The sequence below is a fragment of the Lacticaseibacillus suilingensis genome (assembly GCF_016861845.1).
GTDB lineage: Bacteria > Bacillota > Bacilli > Lactobacillales > Lactobacillaceae > Lacticaseibacillus > Lacticaseibacillus suilingensis.
On record NZ_BOLV01000010.1, the window covers coordinates 72,320 to 99,077 of the forward strand.

30 protein-coding genes are annotated in these 26,758 nt (G+C 53.4%); 22 read left to right on the forward strand and 8 right to left on the reverse strand.

Features of this window, described 5'->3' with window-relative positions; genetic code table 11:
• Positions 1-13: 13 nt before the first annotated feature.
• Complete coding sequence (locus tag JUF11_RS07410) at positions 14-826, reverse strand: gamma-glutamyl-gamma-aminobutyrate hydrolase family protein (protein ID WP_204119035.1); 813 nt, start codon at positions 824-826, stop codon at positions 14-16.
• Between the two features lie 142 nt (positions 827-968).
• Here JUF11_RS07410 and JUF11_RS07415 point away from each other — a divergent pair, with 142 nt between their 5' ends.
• The 3 genes from JUF11_RS07415 to JUF11_RS07425 all read left to right on the forward strand — a co-directional run bounded on the left by JUF11_RS07415 (position 969) and on the right by JUF11_RS07425 (position 4,079).
• Positions 969-1,496, forward strand: a complete 528-nt coding sequence (locus JUF11_RS07415) for a sigma-70 family RNA polymerase sigma factor (protein WP_204119036.1) — start codon at positions 969-971, stop codon at positions 1,494-1,496.
• On the forward strand, positions 1,480-2,229 hold the full coding sequence (locus JUF11_RS07420; RefSeq protein ID WP_204119037.1) for a hypothetical protein: 750 nt from the start codon (positions 1,480-1,482) through the stop codon (positions 2,227-2,229). Before JUF11_RS07415 ends, JUF11_RS07420 begins: the two co-directional genes overlap by 17 nt.
• Positions 2,230-2,486: 257 nt before the next feature.
• The gene (locus JUF11_RS07425; RefSeq protein WP_204119038.1) at positions 2,487-4,079 is read left to right on the forward strand and encodes a mucin-binding protein; all 1,593 of its coding nucleotides are present in this window, start codon (positions 2,487-2,489) and stop codon (positions 4,077-4,079) included.
• A 155-nt stretch (positions 4,080-4,234) separates the two neighbouring features.
• On the opposite strand, the gene JUF11_RS07430 is transcribed toward JUF11_RS07425, so the two are convergent.
• From JUF11_RS07430 to JUF11_RS07450, 5 genes are all read right to left on the reverse strand, one after another.
• A complete protein-coding gene (locus JUF11_RS07430; RefSeq protein ID WP_164507952.1) occupies positions 4,235-4,423 on the reverse strand; it encodes a hypothetical protein in 189 nt (62 codons plus the stop codon).
• A gap of 6 nt (positions 4,424-4,429) precedes the next feature.
• Positions 4,430-4,651, reverse strand: coding sequence for a hypothetical protein (locus JUF11_RS07435; RefSeq protein ID WP_203634018.1), 222 nt, complete (start codon positions 4,649-4,651; stop codon positions 4,430-4,432).
• Positions 4,652-4,868: 217 nt separating this feature from the next.
• Positions 4,869-6,242, reverse strand: a complete 1,374-nt coding sequence (locus tag JUF11_RS07440; RefSeq protein WP_204119039.1) for a PTS sugar transporter subunit IIC — start codon at positions 6,240-6,242, stop codon at positions 4,869-4,871.
• Positions 6,243-6,588: 346 nt separating this feature from the next.
• Positions 6,589-7,350, reverse strand: coding sequence for a MurR/RpiR family transcriptional regulator (locus JUF11_RS07445; RefSeq protein WP_203634014.1), 762 nt, complete (start codon positions 7,348-7,350; stop codon positions 6,589-6,591).
• 57 nt (positions 7,351-7,407) lie between these two features.
• Positions 7,408-9,222, reverse strand: coding sequence for an FAD/NAD(P)-binding protein (locus tag JUF11_RS07450; protein WP_204119040.1), 1,815 nt, complete (start codon positions 9,220-9,222; stop codon positions 7,408-7,410).
• 137 nt (positions 9,223-9,359) lie between these two features.
• On the opposite strand from JUF11_RS07450, the gene JUF11_RS07455 reads away from it, so the two are divergent.
• Positions 9,360-10,718: an FAD-dependent oxidoreductase gene (locus tag JUF11_RS07455; protein WP_204119041.1), complete on the forward strand. Its 1,359-nt coding sequence runs from the start codon at positions 9,360-9,362 to the stop codon at positions 10,716-10,718.
• A gap of 12 nt (positions 10,719-10,730) precedes the next feature.
• The gene (locus tag JUF11_RS07460) at positions 10,731-11,357 is read left to right on the forward strand and encodes an LVIS_2131 family protein (RefSeq protein ID WP_204119042.1); all 627 of its coding nucleotides are present in this window, start codon (positions 10,731-10,733) and stop codon (positions 11,355-11,357) included.
• 269 nt (positions 11,358-11,626) lie between these two features.
• Here the strand turns inward: JUF11_RS07460 and JUF11_RS07465 are convergent, their stop codons facing one another.
• A complete protein-coding gene (locus JUF11_RS07465; protein ID WP_125582440.1) occupies positions 11,627-11,833 on the reverse strand; it encodes an LBP_cg2779 family protein in 207 nt (68 codons plus the stop codon).
• A 170-nt stretch (positions 11,834-12,003) separates the two neighbouring features.
• Between JUF11_RS07465 and JUF11_RS07470 the strand changes: the two genes are divergently transcribed.
• The 6 genes from JUF11_RS07470 (at position 12,004) to JUF11_RS07495 (ending at position 15,002) form a co-directional block, all read left to right on the forward strand.
• Complete coding sequence (locus JUF11_RS07470) at positions 12,004-12,309, forward strand: hypothetical protein (RefSeq protein WP_204119043.1); 306 nt, start codon at positions 12,004-12,006, stop codon at positions 12,307-12,309.
• Positions 12,310-12,405: 96 nt separating this feature from the next.
• A complete protein-coding gene (locus tag JUF11_RS07475; protein ID WP_204119044.1) occupies positions 12,406-13,521 on the forward strand; it encodes a lactate oxidase in 1,116 nt (371 codons plus the stop codon).
• A gap of 111 nt (positions 13,522-13,632) precedes the next feature.
• Positions 13,633-14,106, forward strand: coding sequence for a flavodoxin domain-containing protein (locus JUF11_RS07480; protein ID WP_204119045.1), 474 nt, complete (start codon positions 13,633-13,635; stop codon positions 14,104-14,106).
• A 4-nt stretch (positions 14,107-14,110) separates the two neighbouring features.
• Positions 14,111-14,338, forward strand: coding sequence for a hypothetical protein (locus JUF11_RS07485; protein WP_203633172.1), 228 nt, complete (start codon positions 14,111-14,113; stop codon positions 14,336-14,338).
• Positions 14,338-14,526 carry a hypothetical protein gene (locus JUF11_RS07490; protein ID WP_204119046.1) on the forward strand — a complete coding sequence of 63 codons (189 nt, stop codon included), beginning with the start codon at positions 14,338-14,340 and terminating at the stop codon, positions 14,524-14,526. The genes JUF11_RS07485 and JUF11_RS07490 overlap by 1 nt, the downstream gene beginning before the upstream one ends.
• A gap of 71 nt (positions 14,527-14,597) precedes the next feature.
• Complete coding sequence (locus tag JUF11_RS07495; protein ID WP_125582452.1) at positions 14,598-15,002, forward strand: pyridoxamine 5'-phosphate oxidase family protein; 405 nt, start codon at positions 14,598-14,600, stop codon at positions 15,000-15,002.
• A gap of 201 nt (positions 15,003-15,203) precedes the next feature.
• On the opposite strand, the gene JUF11_RS07500 is transcribed toward JUF11_RS07495, so the two are convergent.
• Positions 15,204-15,878, reverse strand: a complete 675-nt coding sequence (locus tag JUF11_RS07500; RefSeq protein WP_204119047.1) for a type 1 glutamine amidotransferase — start codon at positions 15,876-15,878, stop codon at positions 15,204-15,206.
• A gap of 187 nt (positions 15,879-16,065) precedes the next feature.
• On the opposite strand from JUF11_RS07500, the gene rsmG reads away from it, so the two are divergent.
• The 11 genes from rsmG to JUF11_RS07555 all read left to right on the forward strand — a co-directional run bounded on the left by rsmG (position 16,066) and on the right by JUF11_RS07555 (position 26,753).
• Positions 16,066-16,791: a 16S rRNA (guanine(527)-N(7))-methyltransferase RsmG gene (gene rsmG, locus JUF11_RS07505; RefSeq protein WP_204119048.1), complete on the forward strand. Its 726-nt coding sequence runs from the start codon at positions 16,066-16,068 to the stop codon at positions 16,789-16,791.
• Positions 16,788-17,636, forward strand: coding sequence for a nucleoid occlusion protein (gene noc / locus JUF11_RS07510; protein ID WP_204119072.1), 849 nt, complete (start codon positions 16,788-16,790; stop codon positions 17,634-17,636). Before rsmG ends, noc begins: the two co-directional genes overlap by 4 nt.
• A gap of 9 nt (positions 17,637-17,645) precedes the next feature.
• On the forward strand, positions 17,646-18,413 hold the full coding sequence (locus JUF11_RS07515) for a ParA family protein (RefSeq protein ID WP_204119049.1): 768 nt from the start codon (positions 17,646-17,648) through the stop codon (positions 18,411-18,413).
• Positions 18,403-19,269: a ParB/RepB/Spo0J family partition protein gene (locus JUF11_RS07520; RefSeq protein WP_204119050.1), complete on the forward strand. Its 867-nt coding sequence runs from the start codon at positions 18,403-18,405 to the stop codon at positions 19,267-19,269. Before JUF11_RS07515 ends, JUF11_RS07520 begins: the two co-directional genes overlap by 11 nt.
• A 12-nt stretch (positions 19,270-19,281) precedes the next feature.
• Entirely contained in the window at positions 19,282-19,482 is a 201-nt protein-coding gene (locus JUF11_RS07525) for a DUF951 domain-containing protein (protein ID WP_204119051.1), read from the forward strand.
• A gap of 6 nt (positions 19,483-19,488) precedes the next feature.
• Positions 19,489-20,589: a redox-regulated ATPase YchF gene (gene ychF / locus JUF11_RS07530; protein ID WP_204119052.1), complete on the forward strand. Its 1,101-nt coding sequence runs from the start codon at positions 19,489-19,491 to the stop codon at positions 20,587-20,589.
• Between the two features lie 11 nt (positions 20,590-20,600).
• On the forward strand, positions 20,601-21,281 hold the full coding sequence (locus JUF11_RS07535; protein ID WP_204119053.1) for a DUF1129 domain-containing protein: 681 nt from the start codon (positions 20,601-20,603) through the stop codon (positions 21,279-21,281).
• Positions 21,282-21,553: 272 nt separating this feature from the next.
• Positions 21,554-23,041: an IMP dehydrogenase gene (gene guaB / locus JUF11_RS07540; RefSeq protein ID WP_204119054.1), complete on the forward strand. Its 1,488-nt coding sequence runs from the start codon at positions 21,554-21,556 to the stop codon at positions 23,039-23,041.
• 547 nt (positions 23,042-23,588) lie between these two features.
• Positions 23,589-24,275 carry a response regulator transcription factor CroR gene (gene croR, locus JUF11_RS07545; RefSeq protein ID WP_204119055.1) on the forward strand — a complete coding sequence of 229 codons (687 nt, stop codon included), beginning with the start codon at positions 23,589-23,591 and terminating at the stop codon, positions 24,273-24,275.
• 2 nt (positions 24,276-24,277) lie between these two features.
• Entirely contained in the window at positions 24,278-25,450 is a 1,173-nt protein-coding gene (locus JUF11_RS07550; protein WP_125582474.1) for a sensor histidine kinase, read from the forward strand.
• Positions 25,451-25,460: 10 nt separating this feature from the next.
• The gene (locus JUF11_RS07555) at positions 25,461-26,753 is read left to right on the forward strand and encodes a serine hydrolase (protein WP_204119056.1); all 1,293 of its coding nucleotides are present in this window, start codon (positions 25,461-25,463) and stop codon (positions 26,751-26,753) included.
• Positions 26,754-26,758 lie beyond the last annotated feature (5 nt).

Below are 26,758 nucleotides of genomic sequence, written 5' to 3' on the forward strand. Positions count from 1 at the left end.
GTAAAAAGGGTGACTAAGGCATGGCCGCGTTGCTGCCTCTATCTTCAGTGTACAAAGTTGACAGGGTAAATGTCTTGCGTTGACGCTTGAACTTGGCGGCTCGGCGCACCAGGTCACTGAACAGGCGCAGTTGTTCTGGCGCGTTGGGGTAGAGATTTTCGGGATGCCATTGCACGCCCAGCAGTTGCTCGGAGTCGATAGATTCAATGCCTTCAACCACGCCATCAGGAGCGGTGGCACTAATGCGCAGGCCCTGGCCTAAATGGCGCACCGCCTGGTGATGGCGCGAATTGACATAGCCCCGCGGCCCCAGCAGCTTTTCAAGGTGGGTGTTCACCATCATATTGACGTGATGGGTGGGGTATTGACCGCTCGCAGCTTGGGCATGGCGAATAGTGGCGTGACTATCTTCAGACGCCAGGTCCTGGTACAAGTCACCACCCAACGCGACATTGAGCATCTGCATGCCGCGGCAAGTGGCAAAAATCGGGAGGCCTTCAGTCACGGCGCGGTGGACCAACGCCAGCTCGAAGCGGTCCTCGGGGTAAACGACGGCCCCGAGTTGCGGCAGCGGCTCCTGCCCGTAGAGCGTTGGGTCGATGTCGGGCCCGCCAGGCAGCATTAAGCCGTCAATGACCGCCAAATCATCAGCAATCAGGCGGTCAATCACCGGGAACTCTTCCGGAAACGGCAGAATCAGCGGCGTACCGCCGGCTTCAATAATGGCATTTTTGATCATTCGTGGCACCACCATGGCATTCACTGTATTGACGGCGGTGCTAGGGACTGCCAGCTGGTCGGCAGGAATTCCAATCAACGGACGCATGACGCTCTCCTCCTTCTTGGCTACCTTAATCGTACCCAAGCGCAGGTGGCAGAAGCGAGAAGGAAGACTTTTTAGCGAATAATGTCAGATTTGAGCCGATCATCTCGTATGATAGGGTGTAAGGAGAAAAAGGGGTGAGATCATGGATGACGAAGCGCTGATTGCTAAGCTCAAAGCCCGCGACGATGATGCTTTGTTGGCGTTGGTGGAGGCGTATGGGCGGCTGATTCGGCAAGTCGTCTGGCATCAGCTACTGACCGCTTATGCGCGCGGGTTCACGGATGATGTTGAAAATCGGGTGTATTACAAAGTCTGGACGCGCATCGACCAGTTTGACCAAACGAAGGGGAGTTTCCGCAACTGGCTGAGTGCCATTGCCAAAAATCAGGCTATCGATTACGCCCGCGGCTTGGCGGCAACGTTTGCGACGCTTGATCTGGATTCGGTGACGGTGGCCGCGCCGACGGCCAAGCAGCAAGACCTGGAGGCATTATTTGCCGTGCTGTCACAGCTCGAACAGCAAGTATTCCGCTTATATTTCATCCAGACCCTCACGGTTGAAGAAATCGCCAAGCAGCTGCATTTGAAGCGCGATGCGGTCTATCAGCATCTGTCACGGGGCCGAAAGAAACTACGCCAAGGAGGAATGAATCATGCCGATTTTAACTAATCCGTTTGTGAAAGTCGTTAACCAGATGAATGGCATTCCCACCACGGTGACGGGCCTAGAGGACATGCCCGAACTGAAGGCGCGTTATAAGGCCAGGGAAGCCAGCTTGTATATCTCCATGCAACAAGTGCTCAGCCAAGTGGCCGCGCTACTGGCGCCAGACGAGGAAATCCTGAGCATGATGCCGATGACCAACGAAGAAAATGCCGGTTATGCCACCGATGGCATTATGGGCATGTACGCCCCGCAGACCCAAAAGGCTAAGGAGTACATCAAGTCCCAGTCCAGCTTGCGCGGTAATCGCTTGATGCTATTTACCAATCAGCGGATGATTTTCTTTGTGGTCATTGAGTTCATTGATGACCCAACGGCGTATTACTCGTATGCCTATGATCAAATCAAAGCGATTGCCTTTAAGAAGCATCGGATGAGCATTCCTGGCCAGAAGTTTTATCAGCGTCAGTGGTACATTTGGTACACGCTGGATTTCGAGACGCCAGACCGGCATATCTTCAACGAAGTCCTCACCGCTGCGAACGGCGAATTGTTTCGGCGCAATCTCCTCACCATTCCGGGCATGGGCCAAATTGAAATCAAGGATCACATGGACCGCTACTATAAGCGAGACAATTACCTGAGTTCAGGGATGTTTTGGATCAAGGTGACTTTTGGGATGATGGCGTTCGGCCTGTTGCTCGCGCTACTCTCGTTTCTGTTTACCGGGAATTTTTAAAGAGACATAAAAATACGCCCCTCCGGCAAAAGTCGGAAGGGCGTTTTTGGTGCACCGAGTAATCGAAATTACCGCTGGTCGTTGTTCTTGGCGCGCTGCCAGAGTCTACCCGCCCGCCATTGTGCCTGGTCAAATTAATATCAGATAATTGTTGACCTATTATCAAAAAAATATCCAAAAACACAATCTCAATATTTACCAATATACAAGAGTGGTAAAATAGGGGTGTACGAGGCCGAAAAAAGGGGATAACAATATTGAAGAAAACTGCGACACAAGGTAGTTCCGCGCCTGTTTATCGGGTGAAAATGTATAAGCATCACAAACTTTGGGTAGCTGCAGTGATCGCTGGCACTTTGCTGGCGGGCATCAGCTTTGCCAGCTACACCACCAACACGCAGCCCGTTCAGGCCGCGTCTCAAGGCATTGCCGCGACCGCGACCATCAACGTTAAGTTCGAGTTTATCTATAACAACCAAGAGGTGCCTGGCCTCGAATTGAATTATTCGGAACCGGCCAACACCGCTAACGTTCACATTCCGACTGACTATAATGCTCAGATCAAAGTGGCGCAAGCGGAAGGCTACACTTACATGAGCGGTCCTGGCGCACTCGCCACGTCGACCACCGATCAGGACCTAGTTTACAAGATAACGCTCGGTGCGCAAGTCGCCACCGTGAACCACGACGCCCCGATGAACAAAGGGGACGTGGTGAATGCCTACTATAACTCTACCATTCCGAACGACGGCGTGAATGCCGCCGCCTTGAACAAGACCGTCACGCAAACCATTCACTTCATCAGCCGGACCAGCGGCAAGACCCTGTTGCCAGACCAGACGCAATCCATCGCGATTTACCGTGATGGCAACAAGATCAACTTGGTCACCGGCGAGGTTGCTTACGGTGCCTGGACGACCAAGGACTCGAAGAGCATTACCAGCCCCACCATTGCCGGCTACTACGCGCCACAGCCGGCCGTCACCACCTTGAACACGGCGAACGGCCTGACCACGGCCAACGTCACTTACTACCCGATTCCACAAACCGCTTCCGTCAAATTCGTAGATGATGATGACAATGGCGCTACGGTTGGCGCCGCTGCCGACTTTTCCGGCAACATCGAGTCCGACCCGCAGGCCTATGATATGACCGACCAAATTCCAGCCGGCTATGAGTTGGCGGCTGGTCAAAGCGCCAGCGGCGACATTACCTACACCGCTGACACGGCCAACAACACCGACCAGCACCAAACCATTCAGATTCACTTGGTGCACAAGCACGCCGCGGTTGAAGCTGATGGTCCATACGTTGGCGACGTCACGGCCAGCGACTTGAACCGGACGAACACTGAGACCATTCACTACCAATACGCAGATGGCACCACAGCGGCGCCTGATGCGACCCGCGACGCAACTGCGACGCGCAGTGCCGTTGTCGACCTTGTGACCGGTCACGTGCTGAGCTACAGCGACTGGATTAACGGCCGCTTCCCGGCTGTGACCTCCCCGAGCATCGCCGGCTACACCGCCAGTGAGGGCACTATCGCCGCCGTTGAAGACGTTACCGCTGATGCCGAGGCGATCGTCAGGTACACCAAAAACGCCTTACCGAACACCGGCAATACTGGTAGCAACGGTAGCGTCACGAACACTGGGAGCACTGGCACCGAAAGTGGCAGCACCGGCAGTAAGTCAAATGGTACGACGCGTACCGGCACGACTAGCAAGGCCAGTGCGTACAAACTGCCCAACACCGGTGACACCGACGATACTAGCCTGATTGCCGCCGGGCTCGTTACCTTGCTAAGCACACTCGGTCTGGCTGGTGCCAAGCGCCGTCAACACTAATCCGCCCAAACCGATAAACGCCATTGAGCGCAAGCAACAGTGCAGACGTTGCGCTCGCTTCTGGTTAGCGGCTGCTGTTAAAGCACCACCCACAAAAATACGCCCCTCCGGCAAAAAAGTCGGAGGGGCGTATTTGGTGCACCGAGTAATCGAAATTACCGCTGGTCGTTTTTCTTGGTGCGCCGCCGGTGTGTGATCAAGATCACGCCTAAAACAACAAGTGCGATGCCCAGAGTCAACAGGCCGGGGTCAAGTTGACCGGAACCTGGCGTTTTCGGACTCAGCATGATGACATAGAACCCGATGGCGAGCGATAACATACCGGAACTGTAGTGCGCCTTCATTTCGAGTTAAGCAACGCCAACTTGGAACAAGATGGCAGAAGCCCAGCTTTGCTTCTTGATCTCGGCTTTGGCTGCTTTAGCCGCAGCATCCAAGTCAGTCCCGGTAGTGGCAAAAGTTGCCCGCATGCCTTGCTTTGATTGTAATTTGAAGGTGACACCGTCCTGATCGTAAGCTTCGAGGACTGCAACCATTTTATCGAGGTAAAGTGCTGAGTTAACAAAAATCATAAGATGACTCCTTTGTTTTTCGTTTTGTTGTCGTTGTCGACGGAAATCGCTTTCGCCGATACGCTAAAGCTTATCATAAGCCACTCGTTTCCCAAAGGCAACCGGCTGGCCTCCAGAGGGGGAAGCTCGGCAACTGGGAAAAGCGGAACGCCTCGGGCATCAACAACAGCTCGAGGCGTTTCGGCGAAGCTAGATTTTTAATCTTGCATCGACTGCGTTAAGCAGCAGTTGGGTTGCCTGATTCGTCGACTTGAACCCGGCTAGAAGCCATAACGAATGGCAGCCAGATGAAGAAGGCGATAATCATGTTGACCAGGGCCAAGACGGCAGCGCGCCAGTCGAAGCCGGTGGCCATCAAAGCGTTCAAGATTGGCGGGGTAATCCAAGGAACCGCAATCTTAACTGGGCCAACCCAGCCGGCCATCGTTACAAAGTAAGCAATGGCGGTGTTCAGGACTGGAGCTACGATGAACGGGATGAAGTAGATCGCGTTCAAAACGATTGGCAGACCGAACATAACTGGTTCGTTGATGTTGAACAGGCCAGGGGCAAGAGCAAGTTTTGCGACGGCTTTTTCATCAGCACGCTTGGAGAAGATCAGGATGGCGATCAACAGAACGATGGTACCACCTGAACCGCCAAACCAAACGTAGGCATCGAAGGAACCACGCACCCACTTGTATGGCAATGCGTCGCCATGCTGGAAGGCCTGGATGTTCGCAATCTGGGAAGTACCCCAGATGGATTCCAGAATTGGTGCCAGCACGTTCGGGCCGTGAATCCCGAAGAACCAGAACACTTGAACCAGTAAGGAAACCAGCAGCACCATCCCAGCACCTTGGCCAGCGTGCAGCAGTGGGGCCTGAATGGTAGCAGACAGCCAGTCACCGAATGCTTGACCGGTGAAGGCCTGGAACAGGTAAGTAATAATGGCAATAACATACAGTGCCGCGATCCCAGGAATCAAGGTTGTGAAGGCCTTGGAAACTGCAGGTGGCACGGTATCTGGCATTTTGATGGAGATGTCTTTCTTCATCAACCAGATATAAACAACCGTAGCAATCGCCCCGAAAATCATCGCGGTAAACAGACTGGATGAGCCCAAGTTACCAGTGGCGAAAGCGTTCGGAACTGACAAACTGCCGTTAGCATAAGTTGCCCCAGCAGTGGTCAAGGTCTTAACGGCGCCTTTAGACAGGCCAGGCACTGCCAAGCTGGCATTGCTGTTGATGCCCATGAAGAAGGCAGAAAGTGAAATCAGCGTCCCAGCAACCCCGTCAACTTGGTAAGCTTCTGCCAAGTGGTAACCCCACATAGCAGCGAAGAAGACAGCGAAGATGGTTAATGACCCGATCGACACAACCGTATCGATCTGAATGATAGGTTGAACAGCATTAACGAAGCCGTCCATGCCCCATTGAGCTGGATAAGTGGAGAGCAACGCGTTCAGTAAGGTAGCAAGAGAACCAGCCATGGTGATCGGCAAAGTTGCGATGAATGAATCACGCAATGCGACCAGCCAAGGAATAGAACCGATTTTCGCTGCTACAGGAACGACGTACTTCTCCAGCAAGTTCATAATGGCTTGCATAGATCATTACCTCCCATAACGAGTTAGTTGTACCCCCAAAAGCCTACGATTGAAGCGCCTGGTTGGCTGAGTGAAGAACAATCGAGATGATATCACCAAGCACTTCATTGAAACCGCAAACCCCAATTCTAGAGAACGCTCTCATTTTGGCCGCCAATGCCACGTCTGACATTGGAGAATGATTGGGCATCACCCAAGCAGGTGATCGACGATGGTGGCCGCCATCGCCATGTGGTATTTGACCACGTTTTCAGTGTAACCGGTTGCAACTAAAAATAAAAGTATTTGCACCCATGAAAAAACAATTACCATAATAAAAACATGTCACATAATTGTGACATGTTTTCTAATTTTCCGAATTAGCGTTTTCGGTTTGATCTTGATCCAACCGATGCGCAATCAGCTCAATCAGGTAGATGATCGGCACTTGCGTCGTGAGGTTCAAATCGCCATGTTTCATTTCCGGCATGTAGTAGGCAATCACCATGTCGGAAAGTTGGGCCAACGTGGAGTCGGCATGGTTGGTGACGGCAATCACGTAGACCCCATTTTGCTGAGCACGGCTGGCCATTTCGATCACCTGGTGCGATTCGCCTGACACTGACAAGGCCACCATCACGGTGTTTTGCAAAATCGGCGTATGCAGCGGGAAGGGATAATAAGGGTCCGTGATGGCGAGGCTAAACTTGCCAATGTTCGACCAAAACCGCGCCCCATATTCCGCCAGCGCCTGGCCGGTACCAATGCCGCAAAGCAAGACCATGGGGGCAGGCACAATATGCGTCAACGCTTGATCGATTAGCTTGGCAAAGTCGGTGGTATTGACGTTTTCGAAGAACTCCGCAATCGGCACCGTGATGTCATAGTTCGGCTCAGGCGGGGCGCTGGTTAAAGCCGCGCGATGCTGTTTGATGGCGTAACGCAGCTCGGAGTAGCCTTCAAACCCCATTTTCCCAGCGAAACGCAAAATGGTGGTGGTGCTGACATGGGCTTTTTCCGCCAGCTGGCGAATGGTCATTTTTTCCACTTCGGCCTGATGTTGATTGATATAGGTATAAACGGCTGATTCCAGACCGTTTAGTGTCCGCAATTTGTCATAAGGAAACATCCTGCGCTGCCCTCTTTCCCTGCAGCCATCGAACCGCTGCCTTCTTTATTCATCTTATCATAACTGATCCATAATCTGCCGGGCGATTCGGTTAGCCAGGCGCAGGTTGACATCATCACTGAACGGCCGCGGGCTGGCCGTGGTGAGCCAATTGAGGCCCTCCGTTGGGACGCCCCAGAAGAAGAGCTTGCCTTGCGCTTGGTGCTGTTGATCAAGCAACTGCGCTGAATGGCGGTCGACTAGCACCGCCCCGGATTGAAAGCGGCGGTCGCCGGCCAGCTGCAGTTCCATCAGCGTGGCCAAATCATCATGCAGCAACTGCTGCATCAGCGGGTTCTGGGCCGCCCCGGCGTTTGGGGCCGGGACCCGGGCTTCGATCAACGCCGTGGCATGGCACTCAAAGTTCGCCTCTTGACCGCCAACGATAAAGTCATTGCCGGCCGTGGTGATGGTGATTTGCGGCGGGGCAATGGTCACGATGCCCGCCGCCATCAAGGCGCGCAGCTGCTCGATGCGAATCACAGGCGGGCCGATCGAGAGAAAATCATTGGTGCCATTGAACCAGCGGAGAAAGAAATCCAGATACTCATCATCGGTGAGCAGACCTAAGTCCACCACCTGGCGGATGGTATCGCGCAAGTCGCGCAGAACCTCCAGCGCTGAGGTCAGCGGGCCGGTTTTGCTACCGCGCTCAGCCTCGGCGGCATCTTGGGCAAGGTAAGCCATCATGGCCGCATCGTCAGCGCCCTTTGGCGGGGTTGTCAGGGCGTTCCAGTCGAGCTGGTCGGCTTCGGGCAGCTTAAGCGCCGCGAGAGCTTCAGCCGGATCGGTCATGTAATCGGCTTGGAAGGCCGGTAGATCGACTTCAGGATGCTGCTGGGTCAGCAGCAAAGAATAGTACACAAAGCCGGCTTCAGCTTTGAGCCCTTGGAAAAATTGCTCGCCGGTGATTGGCCCGCTGGCGGCCCAATTGGCCAGCTGCTGCGCCGTTAAAAACCGCGGCGGCCACGCTTCGCCCGGCGCTTTTTCGTTGCGCGCCTTGGCGTGATAAGGCAGGCCGCGGCGCGACCCGGCGATGATGTGTGGTTCTTCGCTGCTGGCCTGATAGGTGAGCTGGCCTTGATTATCAGCGATGAAACGGCCGCCGCGCCCTTCCGTCAGGCGACTGACGTAATCAAAGAAGCTCAGGCCCAAGCCTCGCATGGCGACGACATCTTGCGGTCCCAGCCGGCTTAAGTCGCCTTCAGCCGGAAAACTCGGCGGCAGGTACACACGCTGGTGAGCCTTAGCGAAGGCCGTCAAGGCGGCATGTTCGCGCGTCAAGGAGTTTTCCATGGTGCCTAGGGCCAAAACGACGGCATCGAAGCGCTCGCTGCCAGCGCCGGTGTGCACCGTGAATGGCACCTTCGTGACTGCCTGGACCAGCGTTTGTTTGAAAATGAGCTGCACGTTAGGCTGTTTTCGGCGGTGCATTTCGGCGTAGAACCAGGCCAAATAATAACCGTAAAGGGCGCGGGAAGGGTAGTCGTTGGGACCGAGGGTTGCAGCTTCTTTCAGGTAAGACTCCGCGCTTTTACCACGGCTGCGCAAAAAGAGAGCCGCTTCTTTGGCGGCCCACTGCGCCAGGCTCGGCCCTGGCATGATGGGGCCCGGCTCTTGCACGGTGCGATCGTAAAATAAGGTGATATGTTGGGCGGCGGTGTTCATGATCAGCTGCGGCGCTTGGTCGCGGCGCCATACGCGGCCGCCGATCGGATAAGGGTCAAACAACGTGATGGTCAGTGGCGTCGCCGACATTTGCCTTTGCCAGGCAATCAACCGTTCTAACACGAGCAGGCCACGCGGGCCGGCGCCAATCAGGGCAACTTTCATCAAGGCATCCTCCTTGCTCAGGCTTTACTTTCATTATAGAGGGGTTCAAGCGCCGGCAAAAGTGAGAAGCCTTTTGCTTTGCCAGTTTTCGTGCCATAATGGTAGTGTCCAATTTAAAATTGGGAAGGAGTCTAGTTATGCGAGTCGCCATTGTAGGTTGCACCCACGCCGGGACGGCAGTGGTTACGCAAATCGCGCTCACGCATCCCGAAACCATTGTCGATGTGTATGAACGGCGCGGTGATATTTCTTTTCTATCTTGCGGAATCTCCTTGTACCTTGAAGGTGTCGTCAAAGATCCGAATACCTTGTTTTATGCTAGTAAGGCCAGCCTCGAAGCGCTAGGCCCCAATATTCATGTGCATTTGCGGCATGATGTGCTCAATGTCGATAGCGAGCACCATACCTTGGCGATTCAGGACCTGGAAGCCGGCGATAAATACACGACCAAATATGACAAGCTGGTCATCAGCACTGGCAGTTATCCCGTGATTCCGCCGATTCAGGGCATTAGCATTCCCCACGTCCTCATGTGCAAAAACTATGATGATGCCTTGGCCATCAAGGAAACTGCCGCGAATGCGCGCCGCATTGCCATTGTGGGCGGCGGCTATATCGGGGTGGAGCTGGCCGAAGCCTATAGTCGCACCGGTCACGATATCGTGTTTATCAATGGGGTGCGCCGGCTGTTGAGTCACTATGTTGATGAGCCGATTTCCCAGCAAGTGGAACACGAGTTGGCGGCACATGGCGTTGACGCCCACCTCCATGAAATGGCGTTGCGTTTTGATAGTGACGAAAAACAAGTTTATATTCAAACCGATAAAAACGAGTGGACGGCTGATTTGGCCGTGGTGTGTGTGGGTTTTCAGCCGATGACGGAACTCGTTGAAGGCCAGATCGAGTTGAACCACGATGGCTCAATTCACGTGAATGCCTACATGCAAAGCAGCAACCCGGATATCTATGCGGCCGGGGATGCCGCGGCGGTGCATTTTAATCCTACCGGTAAGGATGCTTACACGCCACTGGCGACCAACGCGGTGCGGCAAGGCAAGCTGGTTGGGATCAACCTGTTTGGCAACAAAGTGCGCTACATGGGCACGCAGGCCACTTCGGCGCTGCGGTTGTATGATCACACGTTAGCTTGCAGTGGCATGACGCAGGAGCGCGCGTTGCAGCACGGTTTTGATGCGGCGGCGGCAGATTTGACCATCGACTACCGGCCCAACTTCATGCCGACGACCGCCGCCATCAGCATGCGCTTGGTTTACAATCGGGCAAATCGCCGGATTTTGGGGGCGCAGTTCTACAGTACGCATGATGTGTCCGAAACGGCGAATACCATTTCGGTCATGATTCAAAATCGCAACACCATCGATGAACTAGCTTATGTCGATATGCTGTTTAACCCGCATTATGACAACCCATGGCATTATTTGAACATGCTGGGGCAGGCAGCAGTGGCGCAAGCCGATCGAGATGCAGCGAATTAAAAGGAGTTTACTATGTGGAATTTGATTGGCGCTGGCGCCTGGGTCTTACTGCTCATTTATCTCGTGTTTGTGGTGATGAATGTGCGGTCTCGGCATTTGAAAATGGTCGTAATGAACCAGCCGCGATTGCGGGTGGTCGTGATTGACGTGCTGGAAAGTCTCATGTTCGTGGCGGCTCTGTATGGCATGGCGTGGGTCACTTGGCTGCGGCCAATCGACTACACCAGCTCAACTATGGTGCGTGTCAACTACGAGTATCATCCATTGATTTTACAAAGCGATGGCGAAAAGGCTTATTACGCGACGGTCGCTTCTGGTAATGGTAAACAGCCGGTGCGCTACTTTACGTACTGGACCGCCAATACCCGCAACAAAACCAACAGCCGTCAAGCCGATATTTCCTCCGGTAGTCAGCCTTTATCGGTGCGTGCCAGTGCTTATCCTTGGAAAAATAAACGGCTGACCAAGCTGGATGCCACCACCGAAAAAGCCTTTGTCGCCACCATGACTGCCCATTACCGCAAGACCTTCCTGAACGGCCTGGGGATGCATGTGGGCCATATGGCTGAGCGCTTTGACCTGATTCGGATTCCGAATGACACTATGATCAAGGTTTTGCCGTTGAACGCTGAGGATTAACCCAAACAAATAGCACCTGCAGTCAGCCGGCTGCAGGTGCTATTTGTTTGGACAGGTCAACGGCATTATCCTGATAAAGATGCTGCCGACTATTCCGGCAGAGTTACGAGCCAAAAGGCCGGAGCCGAGCAGCTTGATCAGCCTGTAGTGCCAAGCACGTACAGGCTGACATGCGGCAGCAGCTACGTCGCCCACCAAGTCCAAAGTTCGGACTCGGCGGCCGACTAGGCTACCTGTCGGCTCCAAGCCCGCCTTTTGGCTCAGCCCGTCTACTTACCTGTCGGCTTGTGTTCCATGTAGTCGCGAAGGCTGGCCACGACCGTCTGGTCAGGGGTCTCTCGCATCGCCTTAATGTTATGGATGTGTTCCACAGAAACGTGGCTGTTCAGTGCCATTTCTGTATCCGTTAAATCGTTCTTCCGTTGGAACGCAATGATCTCGCGAGAGAACTCACTTAGTTGGTCTTTTTCACTCACAGGTGTAACCTCCTCGATTGGCTTCTACAATCTAGTATACCGAACTTTTAGCGGAATGCGTATTTTTTTGAATTCGACGGCCAGCTGAGGCCAAATGCTTGCAAAAGCGAACGTATGTTTGTATAATGAAGTCAGTAGGGTAGGGGTGACTCGTGAAAGGACGTGTTGTCATGGATCAACTGAATTATCTCGATCAATTGGCCGCGGCCCAACCCGTTCCGCTACGGGTGCGGCACTTCGAGAACAAAAATGTGATTATCCGGCGCAACCTCGCCAACCAAAAGGGACTGACCACGGCGGTATGGGACGCGTGGCTGCGGCAATCGCTACGGCCGTTTGGTGGGTTTGAGGCGATTATTGAGGTCGACCGCTTTGGCGATAATCCCGATATTCGCTTCTTCAGCGTGGCCCAGGTGGCTGATGCAGTGCATTACATTTTGACTGCTGGGGCAGAGAAACCATTAGCCGTCAGTTAGAAAACTAACAAAAAGTAAGCGAAACCTGTTTACTTATTTTTTGTAAGTGTTAAGATAACCTTCGTAAACAAGTCAAACATACGGAGGTCCTTTATTATGACAATGACAAACGGCTATGAACAAAGTGATAACGAAAAGAAACTTGAGATCGTGAACTTGCCGAGTTTGGAAGCAGAAGCCAAGAAGATTATCCCGACCGGCGGGTTCGGTTACATCGCTGGCGGTTCAGAAGACGATTGGACCTTGAAGCAAAATACCGCGGCTTTTGGCCACGTTCAAATCGTGCCCAAGGCCCTGTCCAACATTGAACAACCGAGCACCGCGACGAAGGTGTTTGGCCTCGATCTGAAGACGCCAATCATGATGGCCCCAACCGCTGCGCAGGGCTTGGCCCATGCTCAGGGTGAAAAAGATACCGCTAAAGGCGTGGCCGCAGTGGGCGGCTTGATGGCTCAAAGCACCTACAGCTCGACTTCAATTGCCGACACCGCCGCTGCTGGTGCCGGTGCGCCGCAGTTCTTCCAGCTGTACATGAGCAAGGACTGGTCCTTTAACGAAAGCCTGCTGGATGAAGCGGTTAAGGCTGGTGTCAAAGGCATTATCCTGACGGTTGATGCCACGGTGGATGGTTACCGGGAAGCTGATATCATCAACAACTTCCAGTTCCCAATTCCAATGGCCAACTTGGAGAAGTTCTCTGAAGGCGATGGCAAGGGCAAAGGCATCGGTGAAATCTACGCCGCTGCCGCGCAGAAGATTAACGAAGATGACGTGCGCCGCATTGCCGAGTACACCCATCTGCCAGTGATTGTCAAAGGGATTGAATCCCCAGAAGATGCTATGCGCGCGATTGGCGCCGGCGCCGCAGGGATTTACGTTTCCAACCATGGCGGCCGGCAGTTGAACGGTGGTCCGGCCTCAATCGACGTCCTGCCTGCCATTGCTAAGGCCGTCAACCATCAAGTACCGATTATCTTCGACTCTGGTGTCCGTCGCGGCAGCCATGTCTTCAAGGCGCTGGCCTCCGGCGCTGACCTGGTTGCCATGGGCCGGCCAGTTATTTATGGCTTGGCTTTAGGTGGGGCGCAAGGCGTGCAGAGCGTCTTTGAAGAGCTGAACCACGAGCTCGAAATCGCCATGCAGCTGGCTGGGACGAAGACCATTGAAGACGTTAAGCATGCGCCTTTGACTCACTTCAACTACGCTGATTAATTTCATTTCCGCCTCCAGGACGCCGTCATCGGCGTCCTTTTTTGGTCCCTCATGGCGTGAAAGCTTTTCCATTGCCGGTCGTCCGGTTATACTGAAGGGGAGGTGAGTGCGATGAAAGTCTTGATCTTGTATGAATCCATTACGGGTAACGCCAAAGGGATGGCTCGAATTTTGGACCAGTTCTTCAAACATGCCGGCGCCGAAACTAAAATCTCCCAGATGCAGCAAACTGATGTGGCGACCTTAGTTGACTACGATGCCGTGGTCATTGCTACGTATACCTGGTCTGGCGGGGTTGTGCCGCCGGAAGCCGATGATTTTTATGGTGATATCGCTGGTGTTGACCTGAGTGCCAAGCCTTTGGTGGTGGGGGTCGCTGGCACCGGCGATCCTTGGTATGGCAAGGACTATAACACCGCCCCAGACTTGTTTGATGAAGCGTTTGTACAGGCGGGGGCGGTCTTAGGCGCCGAACCAATCAAAATCGAACAAGGCGCGCAGGAAAAAGATATGCCGGCTTTTGCCGCGTTCACCAAGTCGATGATTGCCAAAGTCAAGGCGGTTCAGCAAGCCGCCAAGGAGTGAGCCTATGGACGAAACCATTTTTTTCAACCCTGGCGATGCCATCGCTACCGAGTATGATTTTGCGGCGGCGCGGCGCAGTGCGGAGATTTTTAAGGTGGCCCACGCTTCCGATAAAGGGTTAGTGGTGGCCAAAGACGATCACGGGCAGTTCGCGGTGTTCTACGAAGGCGGCGCCAGTACCGGCGACGGGGCGGTGCCAGCGACCAAATATACCATCCTGGCCCATTTATAATGACGAATAAGCGAAAAGGTGGGGTCAGTCTACTCATCATTGCGGCTATTTTGCTAGGCGGGTGGGGCGAATACCACCTGCTGCAGGCACCACTGCCGAATCCATTTGGAGTCGGCGGCTTAGGGCTGCTCATGGGTGGCTTGTTGGCCGGTCTGATTGGCTGGTGGTGGCCGAAGAATCACGGTTGAATTGTTCACAATCGGTCTTGAATCTGCTATACTGAGCTGGTAACTAAAAGTAAGTGAAGGGATTGATTATCATGGCAACATTAACCCAAGAAATGAAAGATATGGTCGGTAAGCAGCTGAACTTCCTGGCTACCACTGATGAAGCCGGCAATCCGCAAGTCGGGCCGAAAGGGACCATGCGCGTGTTCGATGATCATCGTTTGATTTATAACGAAGAAACCGGTCGCCATGCTTGGCACAATCTGCAGGCGAACCACAAGGCGGCCGTGGCCGTCGTTGATCGCAGCATCTTGAAGGGCTTCCGCTTCGAAGGCACCGTTGAATTCCACAACGACGACCAAATCTTTGAAGACGCTAAGGCCTTTGCGGCAGAGCGTCACTTACCAGCTGCAATTTCCGCAGTAGTGATTAACATCCACCGCATCATCAAGCTGGATGCCGGGCCAAACGCCGGCACCGTCATCGAAGAAGACTAAGTAGCCCATAAAAATAGGCTGAGACAAAATGCGGTTTTAGCCCAGAGTATAAGCCAAACGGCCTGTAAAACCTGAACTTAGGTTTTGCAGGCCGTTTGGCTTATACGGGTAGGGCGTCGCATTTTGGCTCGTACTGTTCTGGAATAGTCGTACGCCTATCTTCACCTCAAATTATGTCTCAATCGTTTTTTACGCCACACCCTAAACCGGTTGCGCGGCGGTGCGTTTTTGATGGTTTTCAATCACCAAGGCGGTGATGGCTTTGGCGATGTTTTCGTTGCGCAGAATGGGTCCATGCGCATAGCTGCCAAACGTGTTCTTGTAACGCATGCCTTCCACGCCGTCGTCTGGGTTGTTGCCGTAGCCTTGAATCATTTTGCCGAGCGGCTTGAGCTTGGTTTTGTCATCGAAGTAGGTGCGGCCACTATGATTTTCGAAGGCCTTGACGGTGCCGAAAGGCGTTTCGAATTCGGTATCGCCAATCATGCGGCTGTCGGCTTTGAACACGGTATGCAGCGGCAGAATGCCCAGGCCGTCGATGACCGTGCCGCTGGAGGTCTTATAGTAGCTGCCGAGTAGCTGGTAGCCGCCGCAAATCGCCAGCATCGGCCCATCGTTTTCGATGTAAGTCTGCAGCGTATCCTTGAAGCGAGCGAGATCTTTGGCGACCACGGTTTGTTCATAATCTTGGCCGCCGCCGAAAAAGACAAAGTCATAATCGCTGGCGTCGAAGGGACAATTCAAACTGATATTATCCACGACGGTGGCGTAACCTTGCTTGCTGAGCCAATACCGTAAAATCTTGACGTCGCCACTGTCGCCATAGGTATTCATCAGGTCTTCATAGAGATAGGCGACTTTGATTGTTTCGGTCATCTCACTCATCCTTTCTGTTTGCGTCATTATAGCACGGATTAGCGGCGCTGCGGCAAGTGGCTGCGCGTTGAAAGCGCTCGCCGAAGGTTGTGACTGAGCGGTGATTAAGTTAAACTAGACAGTGACGTGAAACCCGCTAAAGTTTCACAACATAGCGGTTGTACTGGTAAGAAAAAAGGGTGACAAGATGAACGAAGCGGAGTTTACCGCGGCTTTAACCGCCTTGGGGCTGACCCCCACCGCGGCGCAACTGAAGCAATTTGCCGATTATTATACCCAATTAGTAGCGGCCAATGAGCACGTGAATTTGACCGCCATTACCGCCCATGACGAAGTTTATTTAAAGCATTTTTACGATTCCATCACGCTGGTCGAAGCGTGGCCCGCACTGAAAGACCAGGCGCTGACGGTATGCGATATTGGCGCCGGGGCTGGCTTTCCGTCCTTGCCGCTGAAAATCATGGCGCCGCAGCTACAGGTGACGATTATCGATTCGCTGAACAAGCGGATTGCGTTTTTGACCGCGTTAACGCAAAGCCTCGGCCTCACTGGCGTCGACCTGTATCACGACCGGGCCGAGACTTTCGGCCAAGGCCCCAAACGCGGCAGCTTTGATGTCGTGGTGGCGCGCGCCGTGGCCCCGCTGAATGTGCTGGCGGAATTATGTCTGCCGCTGGTGAAGCCAGGCGGCCATTTCATTGCGATGAAAGGCAGCAAAGGCGAAGCGGAGCTGGCCCATGCCAAAGTGGCTTTTGGTGAGTTGGGCGGGCGGTATGCGGCCACCAAGGCGTTGACGCTACCAGGTGGTGATCCGCGCACGTTGATTGTGGTTGATAAAGTCAAACCGACGCCGGCCCGTTTTCCGCGCAAGCCAGGCACGCCGAGCAAACAGCCGTTAGGAGGTCAGGCATAGTGGCACTATTTTTTGGTAAAAAGAAAACAGAAACTGGCCCGCAGGTGCAAGAGCTGCCGCTGACACAGATTGTGCCGAATCGTTACCAGCCGCGGAAGGTCTTCACGGCCGAGGCCATTAGTGAGTTGGCCGCCACGATTGAAACCCACGGCTTGCTGCAACCGATTGTGGTGCGGGAATATGAACCGAACCACTATGAAATCATTGCCGGCGAGCGCCGCTTTCGGGCTATGCAGTCGCTGCATTTTGAAAAAGCCCCGGCGCTTGTCCAGAAAATGAGCGATGAAGAATCGGCGGCCATGGCACTGATTGAAAACCTGCAGCGCGAAGGCTTATCGCCGATTGAAGAAGCCGAAGCTTATGCCGATTTAATGAAGCTCAACAACATGACCCAGCAGGATTTGGCTAAGCAGTTAGGTAAGAGCCAATCCTTTGTCGCCAACAAGCTGCGGTTGTTGAAGTTATCAGACTCGGTGCAAGCCGCGATTATGAACGGCGAGCTGTCAGAACGCCACGGCCGCGAATTGCTCAAGGTCGATGATTACCATCAGCAGCTTTTGTTGCATGAGATCTTAGCTAATCATCTGACTGTGAAAGAAACCACGCAGCTGGTGGCGCAGACGTTGGGCTTGGCGCAGGAAGAACAACCGCAGTCGAAGCAAGCAGCCAAGAAGCCAGCGCGCCGGCGCCGCACGCCAGTCACCAAGGATGCGCGGATGGCGGTCAACACCTTGAATCAATCCGTGAAGCTGATCAAAGAAGCAGGGCTGGCGCCGAAAATCAAGCGTGAAGAAACTGCCACGGCTTATCGCTTCACCATTGAGATTCCCAAGGGTAAGGAGTAGGAGGACAACATGGCACATGTGATTGCAATCGCGAACCAAAAAGGCGGGGTCGGGAAAACCACGACTACCATTAACTTGGGCGCGTGTCTGGCCAGTGCCGGCAAAAGAGTCCTGATTGTTGATGCGGATGCGCAAGGCAATGCCACCAGCGGGATCGGGGTGCAAAAAGCCGAAGTCAGCAAGGATATCTACGACGTGCTGGTGAATGAAGACCCGATTCAATCCGCAATCATTCAAACCAAACACAAAAACCTGGCCATTGTGCCCGCGACGATTCAACTGGCCGGGGCCGAAATCGAGCTGACCAATCAAATGGCCCGTGAAATGCGACTGAAGCTGGGGCTGGAGCCGGTGTTGGATCAATATGACTACGTGTTGATCGATTGCCCGCCGTCTTTGGGCCAACTTTCCATTAACGCCTTCACCGCGGCCAACTCGATTTTGATCCCAGTGCAAAGTGAGTACTATGCGCTGGAAGGCTTGTCGCAGTTGCTCAACACGGTGCGCTTGGTGCAAAAGCACTTCAACCCGACGCTCAGCATTGAAGGGGTGCTGTTGACGATGTATGATGCCCGCACCAACTTAGGCGCGCAAGTCATCGCGGAAGTGCGGAAGTATTTTGGCGACAAGGTTTATGATGTCGTCATTCCGCGCATCACACGCTTGGCCGAAGCGCCGAGTTATGGCCTCCCAATCATCGATTTTGACGCCCGCTCCAAAGGCGCTGAAGTGTACTCGCAATTAACAAAGGAAGTGTTAGCGGCCCATGGCGAATAAGAATAACAAAGGGTTGGGACGCGGCATCGAAGCCATTTTCAAAGACTTCGAAAGTCCTGACCTCACCCTCAATAATGTCGACGAACTGCCGCTGGCGGATATCCGGCCTAATCCTTATCAACCGCGGAAATCCTTTGATGAAGCGGCGCTGCAGGAATTGGCGGATTCGATTCGCCAAACCGGCGTTTTCCAGCCCATCATTGTGCGCAAAAGCGTGAACGGGTATGAAATCATCACCGGCGAGCGGCGTTTCCGGGCCTCTAAACTGGCGGGCAAGAAAACCATTCCCGCCATTATCCGCGAATTCGAAGATCCGGAAATGATGGAAATTGCGGTGCTGGAAAACTTGCAGCGCGAAGACCTGACGCCACTGGATGAGGCCCAGGCCTATGACACGCTGATCAAGCGCCTCAGCTTGACCCAAGCGGAAGTCTCTAAGCGCCTTGGCAAGAGTCGGCCTTATATCGCGAATTACCTGCGCTTGTTGACTTTGCCCAATGAAGTCAAAAAGATGTTGAACCAAAACAAGCTGTCAATGGGCCAAGCCCGGACGCTGCTGAGTTTGAAAGACAAAAAGCGGCTCATTCCGTTGGCGAAGAAAACCGTCAGCGATAACCTGACCGTGCGTCAGCTGGAACGGCTGATCAACCAGATGAACGCTGGCAGCCAGCCGCAAAAGAAACCAGTCGCCAAGTCGCCGTTTCTCAAGGCCAGCGAAAATCAGCTGCAAGATCGCTTTGGCACCAAAGTCAGCATCGCCCAAAGCAAGCAAGGTAAAGGCAAAATCGAGATTGATTTCACCACTGCCGACGACCTTAACCGGCTACTGGCCTTGCTGGATGTCAATCTCGACTGAGGAGGCCCTAAGATGTACGAGTTGCATGACCGCGTTTTGATGAAAAAACCCCACGCCTGTGGCACCAACGACTGGGAAATCATTCGCTTGGGCATGGATATCAAAATCAAGTGCACCGGCTGCGGCCACATTGTGATGATGTCGCGGCATGATTTTGAGCGTAAAATGAAAAAGGTATCGGTCCACGCGGACACTAATCAAGAGAAAGAGTGAGTGACAGTGGCTTTAACAGCAGGTATCGTCGGCTTGCCGAACGTCGGTAAGTCCACGTTGTTCAACGCAATTACCAAGGCAGGCGCCGAAATGGCGAATTATCCCTTCGCGACCATCGACCCGAACGTCGGCATGGTAGAAGTGCCAGATGAACGTTTGGCCCGCATCGATGAAGTGATTCCAGCCAAAAAAATCGTGCATACGACCTTTGAATTCACCGATATCGCCGGTATCGTCAAAGGGGCGTCGAAAGGTGAAGGTTTGGGGAATAAGTTCCTCGAAAATATCCGCCAAGTCGATGCGATTATCCATGTGGTGCGGGCGTTTGATGATGACGAAATCACCAGCGTGACCGGCAAGGTGGATCCACTCGATGACATGGAAACCATCAACTTGGAGCTGGCGTTGGCCGATTTGGATAGCGTCGACAAGCGCTATACCCGCGTGCAAAAGCAGGCCAAAGCCCGCGACAAGGAAGCCATGGCGGAATTCGCCGTGCTAGAAAAAATCAAACCGGTGCTGGAAGAAGGCAAGCCAGTCCGTACCATCGACTTCAACAAAGACGAACAGAAAATCGTCAAAGGCTTGTTCTTGCTGACGACCAAACCAGTGCTGTATGTGGCGAACATTGCCGAAGACGCCATGGCCGATCCCGACAGCGTGCCTTATGTGCAGCAAATCAAGCGAGAAGCCGCCAAGGAAGGCGCCGAAGTGATTGCCGTGTCGGCGCGCACCGAGGAAGAAATTGCTGAATTGGATGATGCCGACAAGGCTGATTTTCTTGAGGCGGAAGGCGTTAGCGAATCTGGACTGGATAAGTTAATCAAAGCCAGTTATCATTTGTTGGGGCTGGCCACCTTCTTCACTGCTGGTGGTCCGGAAACCCGGGCTTGGACCTTCAAGCAAGGCATGTTGGCGCCGCAAGTGGCTGGGATTATTCATTCCGACTTTGAGCGCGGCTTTATTCGCGCCGAAACCATGAGCTTTGCTGATCTTGACCAATACGGCTCGGTGCAGGCAGTGAAAGAAGCCGGGCGCTATCGGTCAGAAGGCAAGGAATACGCGGTACAAGACGGGGACATTATCGAGTTCCGGTTTAACGTTTAGGGGGAAGAATTTTGGCTCAAAAACCGATCAAAGAAGCAGAAGCTGTTGAAGAAACCGTTGATGTTGACGCACTCTTGCCGCAGCTGTCGAAAAAGAACGATGAATATATTTTCAAACTGCGCCGGATTTTGACTCAGCATCAATGGACCGAAGAGCGCCAGCGCACGGTTTTGGCCAAAATGCTGCCGGAAATCATCACGGCTCAGCACCAAGGGCGGCCAGCGACCCAGCTGTACGGACCAGTGACAGAAAAGGCGGAGTCCTTAATTCACGCCCCAAAGCCGATCAAGAAAGTGGCCTTTTGGCTGTCTGGGGTTGATCTGGGCTTCCTGTTTGCCAGCATGTTTGGGTTGGTGTACGGCGGGATGGCCTTGGTCAATCATGGCAAGGCCAGCGCCGGCAATGGCCTCTTGTCGATTATCGTGATGGCGATGACCGCTGGCTTCGCCTTTGCCCTGTATAATGACTGGAGTCGCGCTAAGAAAGATGCCCGGATGAAGACCTGGCAGATTTTGACCTTGGCGGTGGCCATCATCTTGGCGGGTTCTTGGGTGTCCGGTGCGCTGGCTTACCTGAAGACGCCGCTGACCACCACCATGCCATGGTGGGCTTACCTGATTTTGGCCGCGGCTTCTTACGGCATTCACTGGCTACTCAAGCGCAAGTATCACCTACGCGGCTTGATGGCGTAAAGGCGAACACGCAGCGAGACCTGCTGGGTTGGGCACGAATAAAAAACGAACAATTTTTTGAACGAACCACCTTTTCAAAATGATTATTCGGGTCTGTGCGTTCAAAAATGAGATAATTATCATTTAAAAACCCTGTGCGGCCGCGGCTGCGCAGGGTTTTTCGCTTTCTCGTTGACGCCTGCTGGTGCCCAGTGCTATGCTAGTCGACAACAAAAACCAGTATGAAGCGATTGTTGGGCACAGTCAGATTAAAGACAGAAAGAGGGATTTTCTTGAGTAATTGGGACACGAAGTTCGCACGGAAGGGATTCACTTTTGACGATGTGTTGTTGATTCCAGCAGAAAGCCACGTTTTACCGCAAGACGTTGATTTACACGTTCAGCTGGCACCAAACTTGAAGTTAAACATCCCAATTCTTTCCGCGGGGATGGATACCGTCACCACCGCTGATATGGCCATTGCGATGGCCCGCCAAGGCGGCTTAGGCGTCATTCATAAGAACATGAGCATTGCGCAACAAGCTGATGAAGTGTTGACGGTTAAGCGTTCGGAAAATGGGGTCATCATCAACCCGTTTTTCCTCACTGCTAATGACCCGGTTTCAGCAGCCAATGCCTTGATGAAGAAGTATCGCATTTCCGGCGTGCCGATTGTGGATTCCAAGGACTCCCGCAAGCTCACCGGCATCATCACTAACCGCGATTTGCGTTATGTCGATGATCACAGTGTGGCCATCGGTTCCGTGATGACCTCAGAAAATCTGGTCACCGCGCCAACCGGCACCAGCTTGAAGGAAGCAGAAGCCATTCTGCAGGCGCACAAGATTGAAAAGTTGCCTTTGGTTGATGAAGATGGCCGCTTGTCTGGCTTGATCACCATCAAGGATATCGAAAAAGTCGTCGAATTCCCTGATGCCGCTAAAGATGACCACGGCCGGCTGCTGGTGGCGGCAGCGGTAGGCGTCACTTCTGACACCTTCGAACGCGCCCAGGCGCTGCTTGACGCTGGTGCTGATGCGATTGTCATCGATACCGCGCATGGCCATAGCGCCGGCGTGCTGCGCAAGATCAAGGAAATTCGGGCCCACTTCCCGCAAGCCACATTGATTGCCGGGAATGTCGCGACGGCGGAAGGCGCCGCGGCGCTGTACGACGCCGGCGTTGATGTTGTGAAAGTCGGCATTGGTCCTGGTTCTATTTGTACCACTCGGATCGTGGCTGGGGTCGGCGTGCCGCAGTTGACTGCGGTTTACGATGCCGCTACCGAAGCCCGCAAGCGCGGCAAGGCCATCATCGCTGATGGTGGGATCAAGTACTCTGGCGATATCGTGAAGGCCTTGGCCGCCGGTGGTTCTGCGGTGATGCTTGGGTCCATGCTCGCTGGGACCGACGAAGCGCCAGGCCAGATGGAAATTTATCAAGGCCGTCGCTTCAAGACGTACCGCGGCATGGGTTCCTTGGGCGCCATGGAACAGTCCCATGGCTCTAAGGATCGCTACTTCCAAAGTGGCGTCAACGAAGCCAAGAAGCTGGTGCCGGAAGGAATTGAAGGCCGGGTCGCTTACAAGGGTAGCTTAGCTGATGTCATTTACCAAATGGATGGCGGTTTGCGGTCAGGGATGGGCTATGTTGGTGCCCCAACAATCACCACGCTGCAGGACAATGCCCAGTTCATCCAGATTTCTGGGGCAGGCTTGCGCGAAAGTCATCCGCATGATGTCCAGATTACCAAGGAAGCACCTAACTATTCCGTCGAATAAACTCTGCTTGGAAAGGCCGCCACGTGCGGCTTTTTCTTTTGGGATTGGGTCTTGCGCCGGTGGCGGCGGTGGGGGCTCCGCTTGTGGCGCGCGGCTGGCGGTGCGGCCGGTTGGAGCCATAAAGCGGTCTCCAACCTAGTTTTGAAGCCGCAGTCGCTGGCGCTCCGGTGCGTCTTCAAAACTGCCGCGATGAGGACTGGTCAGCCTGCCAAATGCGCAGTCTGACTAGTCCTCATCGTTTCACGGCTAGCCTCACGCTCCAAGCTCCGCCCCCACCGCCGCCACCGGCTGGATAACAGAAGGGTGTACGTGATTTGCGGTAGTGGTTAGCCCGTTTTAATCGTTTACTGGTGAGTCAGGTAGTTAGCATGCTGCTTCGAGGATCTGTTGTCCCGTGGATAAGCATCAGACAGCCAATGGTCGAGGGAGCATGAGTCTCTGGTTTCTTGAGATTTTTCAACGCTTGAAACCTGTCCAAGCAAGGAACAGTCGCATTTGGTACAATGTAGGCGGTAACGAATACGCCACAAGTTAATGGAGCCTAATCATGAAAATTCTTATTGTAGACGATGATAAAGAAATCGTTGAATTACTGAGTATTTACGTTAAAAACGAACATTATGAACCGGTTTTGGCCTATAGCGGCAAAGAAGCGATGACCAAGTTGGCCACCAATCCGGATATTGCGCTGATGATTTTGGATATCATGATGCCGAATATGTCCGGCATTGAAGTGGTCAAGCAGGTGCGCAAGGATTCCCAGATCCCGATCATTATCGTGTCAGCGAAGACCGGCGATATGGATAAGATTCAGGGGCTCATCACCGGTGCGGATGACTATGTGACCAAGCCGTTTAATCCGCTGGAAGTGATGGCGCGGGTCAAGAGTCTGCTGCGGCGCAGTACGAATAATGTCACCAACAACGAACCTGATCAGCTCGAAGTAGGGCCGTTGACCATTCAGCGGGATAGCCATGAAGTGACGACGCTGACCGGTAAGCAGATTCAACTGACCGCGCTGGAGTTTGGCATTTTGTATTTGCTGGCCAGTCATCCTAACCGCGTGTTCTCAGCGGATGAGATTTTTGAACGGGTTTGGCAACAAGAATCGATTGTTTCGGCCAAAACGGTCATGGTCCACGTGTCGCATTTGCGCGATAAAATTGAAGAAGCTACCGGCGGCGAAAAAGTGATCGAAACCGTCTGGGGCGTCGGGTATAAGGTCGAGGGCTAAGCATGGGAGAAAAAGTCCGCCTGACCGGCAAGGAGAAATCCGAGCTGTGGTTTGAAGGCGTCGTGACCGTCGTGCTCTTGTTGATGCTGAACTATGCGGTTTTCGTGCTGCTTAAGGAATTGATTGCCAGCAGTCAGCAGTTGCAAGACTCGATTTGGAGTGTCAAAAACGTCCTGACCTTTGGCCAAGACCGCCAGCATTTATGGAGCTGGCGCAATGTCTTCATGATTTTCATGTTTTTGCTGGATGTGCTGGTGGTTTACTGGCGGCTCATCAGGCGCTATCGGCAGATTCAGATGCGCCATGTCATCCGCGAATTGCATTACATTGCGGATGGGCATTTGGATCATCGGATTCAGTTCAAGGTCAACACGGATTTGCAAAAGGTAATTAACTCCATCAATGCGTTGGTCGATTCCACGGTCAATTCGATGAAGGAAGAACGTCGCATTGAAAGCAGCAAAGACGAGCTGATCACTAATGTGTCGCATGACATTCGCACGCCGTTGACGTCGATTATCGGCTATTTGGGCCTGATTGAGGATCAGCAGTATCGCAGTGAAGACGAACTGATCAAATACACGCATACCGCGTACTTGAAGGCCAAGCAGATGAAGGTGCTGGTGGAAGATCTCTTTGAATACACCAAGGTCCGCCAAACCACCACGCCGCTGAATGCAGTGGAATTTGATATGGTGGCGATGCTGGAGCAACTGGCGGCCAGTTTTGAACTGGAAGGGCATAAGCATGGGCTGCGGTTTGTCGTGTCGGGGAAGCCTGATCCGTTAATGATGCAGGCTGACACCCAAAAACTGGGCCGCGTTTTCAACAACTTGATTGCCAACGCTTTGAAGTATGGTCAAGGCGCCAAACACATTTTCCTGGATGCCCAGAAAATCGGTTCAGAAGTCGTGGTGAAAGTATCGAATGACGGCGCGCAAATCCCGAATGATTCGCTTAGCCAGTTGTTCGACCGCTTTTACCGCGTTGAAGAGTCACGTTCGCAGGAAACCGGCGGCACCGGCTTGGGGCTGGCGATTGCACAAAGCATTGTTACGCTGCATGGCGGCTACATCTATGCGGATTCCAGTCCCGAACTCACCAGTTTTGTCATGCACTTACCGCTGCGGTTGGGCCAAACTTTGAAGCCTGCCGCCCCTAAAAAAGAAGCTTAGGAGTTTGAAAATGAAAAAAATTTGGCGCACTGTCATCGCCTTAGTCGCAAGTTTGAGTGTTTGGGCCGCAGTCAGTCCCACCCCCACCTTGGCCGCTACCAATGTCAACGTGGATGCCAAGGCGGCATTGGCCGTGGATGCGAAAACTGGGCAGATTTTATATGCCAAGAATGCCGATCAGAAGCTCCCAATTGCTTCGATGACCAAAATGATTTCACTGTACCTGGTGCTTCAAGCCGTGCATGATGGCAAGTTGAAGTGGACCGATACGGTGTCACCGGATCAGTCGATTTACGAACTGGCCAAGGACCGCTCGCTGTCTGGCGTGCCGCTGGAGCCGGAGAATAAGTACACCATCAAAGAGCTTTACGATGCCAGTGTGATTTACTCGGCGAATGATGCGATGATGCTGCTCGCCAATGCCTTGGCCGGCTCGCAGGCCAATTTTGTTGATCAAATGCAGACCCAACTGAAAAAGTGGGGCATCAATGATGCAGATATCGTGAATGTGACGGGCCTGAACAACAGTGCCCTGAAAACCGACCGCGTGGCTGGCACCGGCGATAATGCCGAAAACGAAATGTCGGCTAAGGATATGGCGATTGTGGCCAGCCATTTGCTGAATGATTACCCGGAAATTCTGAACACCACCAGCATCGCGTCGCAAGTGTTCCGCAAAGGCACCAGCGATGAAACCAAGATGGACAACTACAACTGGATGCTCAAAGGCTTAGTGTCAGCGCAAGGCGATTTGCCAGTCGATGGGCTGAAAACCGGGACCACGGACTTGGCCGGGAACTGCTTCACCGGGACGGTGAAGAAGAATGGCTACCGGATCATTACCGTGGTGCTGCATGCCAATGGGACCGCCAGCACCCGGCGCTTTGACCAAACCGCAGCGCTGATGCGGGCCGTCTTTGCCGCTTGGAAGCCATTGGTCGCCACCAAAGCTAACCAAGCCGTGGCCGGGCATGCCAAGCTGGCCATTGATAAAGGCAAGCAAAGCAGTGTCGCTTTGAAAGCAACCAGCACCATCGAACTCCTGGTGCCGCAAACGACCACGGCGAAGGATTTGACTTATACTTATCATGCCAACAAGGGCTTTAGTGATAAGGCCGAGGCGCCGGTCAAAAAAGGCACCACCACGGGCACGGTTACGGTGAACGTGAAAGGCGAGCAGCTCAGCTACCTGAGCAAGGCTGGCAACCAAACCACGTTGAAAACCACCAAAACGGCAGAAAAAGCGAACTTCTTTGTCCTGTTGTTCCGTGGGATTGGTGAATTTTTCGGTAATCTATTTTAACTCGT

What these genes read in the sequence shown, in the direction of transcription:
- JUF11_RS07550 (WP_125582474.1), top strand. Translation starts at nt 24,278, where the DNA reads ATGGGAGAAAAAGTCCGCCTGACCGGCAAGGAGAAATCCGAGCTGTGG.
- JUF11_RS07495 (WP_125582452.1), top strand. Translation starts at nt 14,598, where the DNA reads ATGGCAACATTAACCCAAGAAATGAAAGATATGGTCGGTAAGCAGCTG.
- JUF11_RS07500 (WP_204119047.1), bottom strand. Translation starts at nt 15,878, where the DNA reads ATGACCGAAACAATCAAAGTCGCCTATCTCTATGAAGACCTGATGAAT.
- croR (WP_204119055.1), top strand. Translation starts at nt 23,589, where the DNA reads ATGAAAATTCTTATTGTAGACGATGATAAAGAAATCGTTGAATTACTG.
- JUF11_RS07525 (WP_204119051.1), top strand. Translation starts at nt 19,282, where the DNA reads ATGTACGAGTTGCATGACCGCGTTTTGATGAAAAAACCCCACGCCTGT.
- JUF11_RS07515 (WP_204119049.1), top strand. Translation starts at nt 17,646, where the DNA reads ATGGCACATGTGATTGCAATCGCGAACCAAAAAGGCGGGGTCGGGAAA.
- JUF11_RS07470 (WP_204119043.1), top strand. Translation starts at nt 12,004, where the DNA reads ATGGATCAACTGAATTATCTCGATCAATTGGCCGCGGCCCAACCCGTT.
- JUF11_RS07485 (WP_203633172.1), top strand. Translation starts at nt 14,111, where the DNA reads ATGGACGAAACCATTTTTTTCAACCCTGGCGATGCCATCGCTACCGAG.
- JUF11_RS07440 (WP_204119039.1), bottom strand. Translation starts at nt 6,242, where the DNA reads ATGCAAGCCATTATGAACTTGCTGGAGAAGTACGTCGTTCCTGTAGCA.
- JUF11_RS07460 (WP_204119042.1), top strand. Translation starts at nt 10,731, where the DNA reads ATGTGGAATTTGATTGGCGCTGGCGCCTGGGTCTTACTGCTCATTTAT.
- JUF11_RS07475 (WP_204119044.1), top strand. Translation starts at nt 12,406, where the DNA reads ATGACAATGACAAACGGCTATGAACAAAGTGATAACGAAAAGAAACTT.
- JUF11_RS07445 (WP_203634014.1), bottom strand. Translation starts at nt 7,350, where the DNA reads ATGTTTCCTTATGACAAATTGCGGACACTAAACGGTCTGGAATCAGCC.
- JUF11_RS07410 (WP_204119035.1), bottom strand. Translation starts at nt 826, where the DNA reads ATGCGTCCGTTGATTGGAATTCCTGCCGACCAGCTGGCAGTCCCTAGC.
- JUF11_RS07455 (WP_204119041.1), top strand. Translation starts at nt 9,360, where the DNA reads ATGCGAGTCGCCATTGTAGGTTGCACCCACGCCGGGACGGCAGTGGTT.
- JUF11_RS07435 (WP_203634018.1), bottom strand. Translation starts at nt 4,651, where the DNA reads ATGATTTTTGTTAACTCAGCACTTTACCTCGATAAAATGGTTGCAGTC.
- JUF11_RS07420 (WP_204119037.1), top strand. Translation starts at nt 1,480, where the DNA reads ATGCCGATTTTAACTAATCCGTTTGTGAAAGTCGTTAACCAGATGAAT.
- JUF11_RS07520 (WP_204119050.1), top strand. Translation starts at nt 18,403, where the DNA reads ATGGCGAATAAGAATAACAAAGGGTTGGGACGCGGCATCGAAGCCATT.
- JUF11_RS07480 (WP_204119045.1), top strand. Translation starts at nt 13,633, where the DNA reads ATGAAAGTCTTGATCTTGTATGAATCCATTACGGGTAACGCCAAAGGG.
- JUF11_RS07555 (WP_204119056.1), top strand. Translation starts at nt 25,461, where the DNA reads ATGAAAAAAATTTGGCGCACTGTCATCGCCTTAGTCGCAAGTTTGAGT.
- JUF11_RS07490 (WP_204119046.1), top strand. Translation starts at nt 14,338, where the DNA reads ATGACGAATAAGCGAAAAGGTGGGGTCAGTCTACTCATCATTGCGGCT.
- JUF11_RS07430 (WP_164507952.1), bottom strand. Translation starts at nt 4,423, where the DNA reads ATGAAGGCGCACTACAGTTCCGGTATGTTATCGCTCGCCATCGGGTTC.
- JUF11_RS07450 (WP_204119040.1), bottom strand. Translation starts at nt 9,222, where the DNA reads ATGAAAGTTGCCCTGATTGGCGCCGGCCCGCGTGGCCTGCTCGTGTTA.
- JUF11_RS07415 (WP_204119036.1), top strand. Translation starts at nt 969, where the DNA reads ATGGATGACGAAGCGCTGATTGCTAAGCTCAAAGCCCGCGACGATGAT.
- rsmG (WP_204119048.1), top strand. Translation starts at nt 16,066, where the DNA reads ATGAACGAAGCGGAGTTTACCGCGGCTTTAACCGCCTTGGGGCTGACC.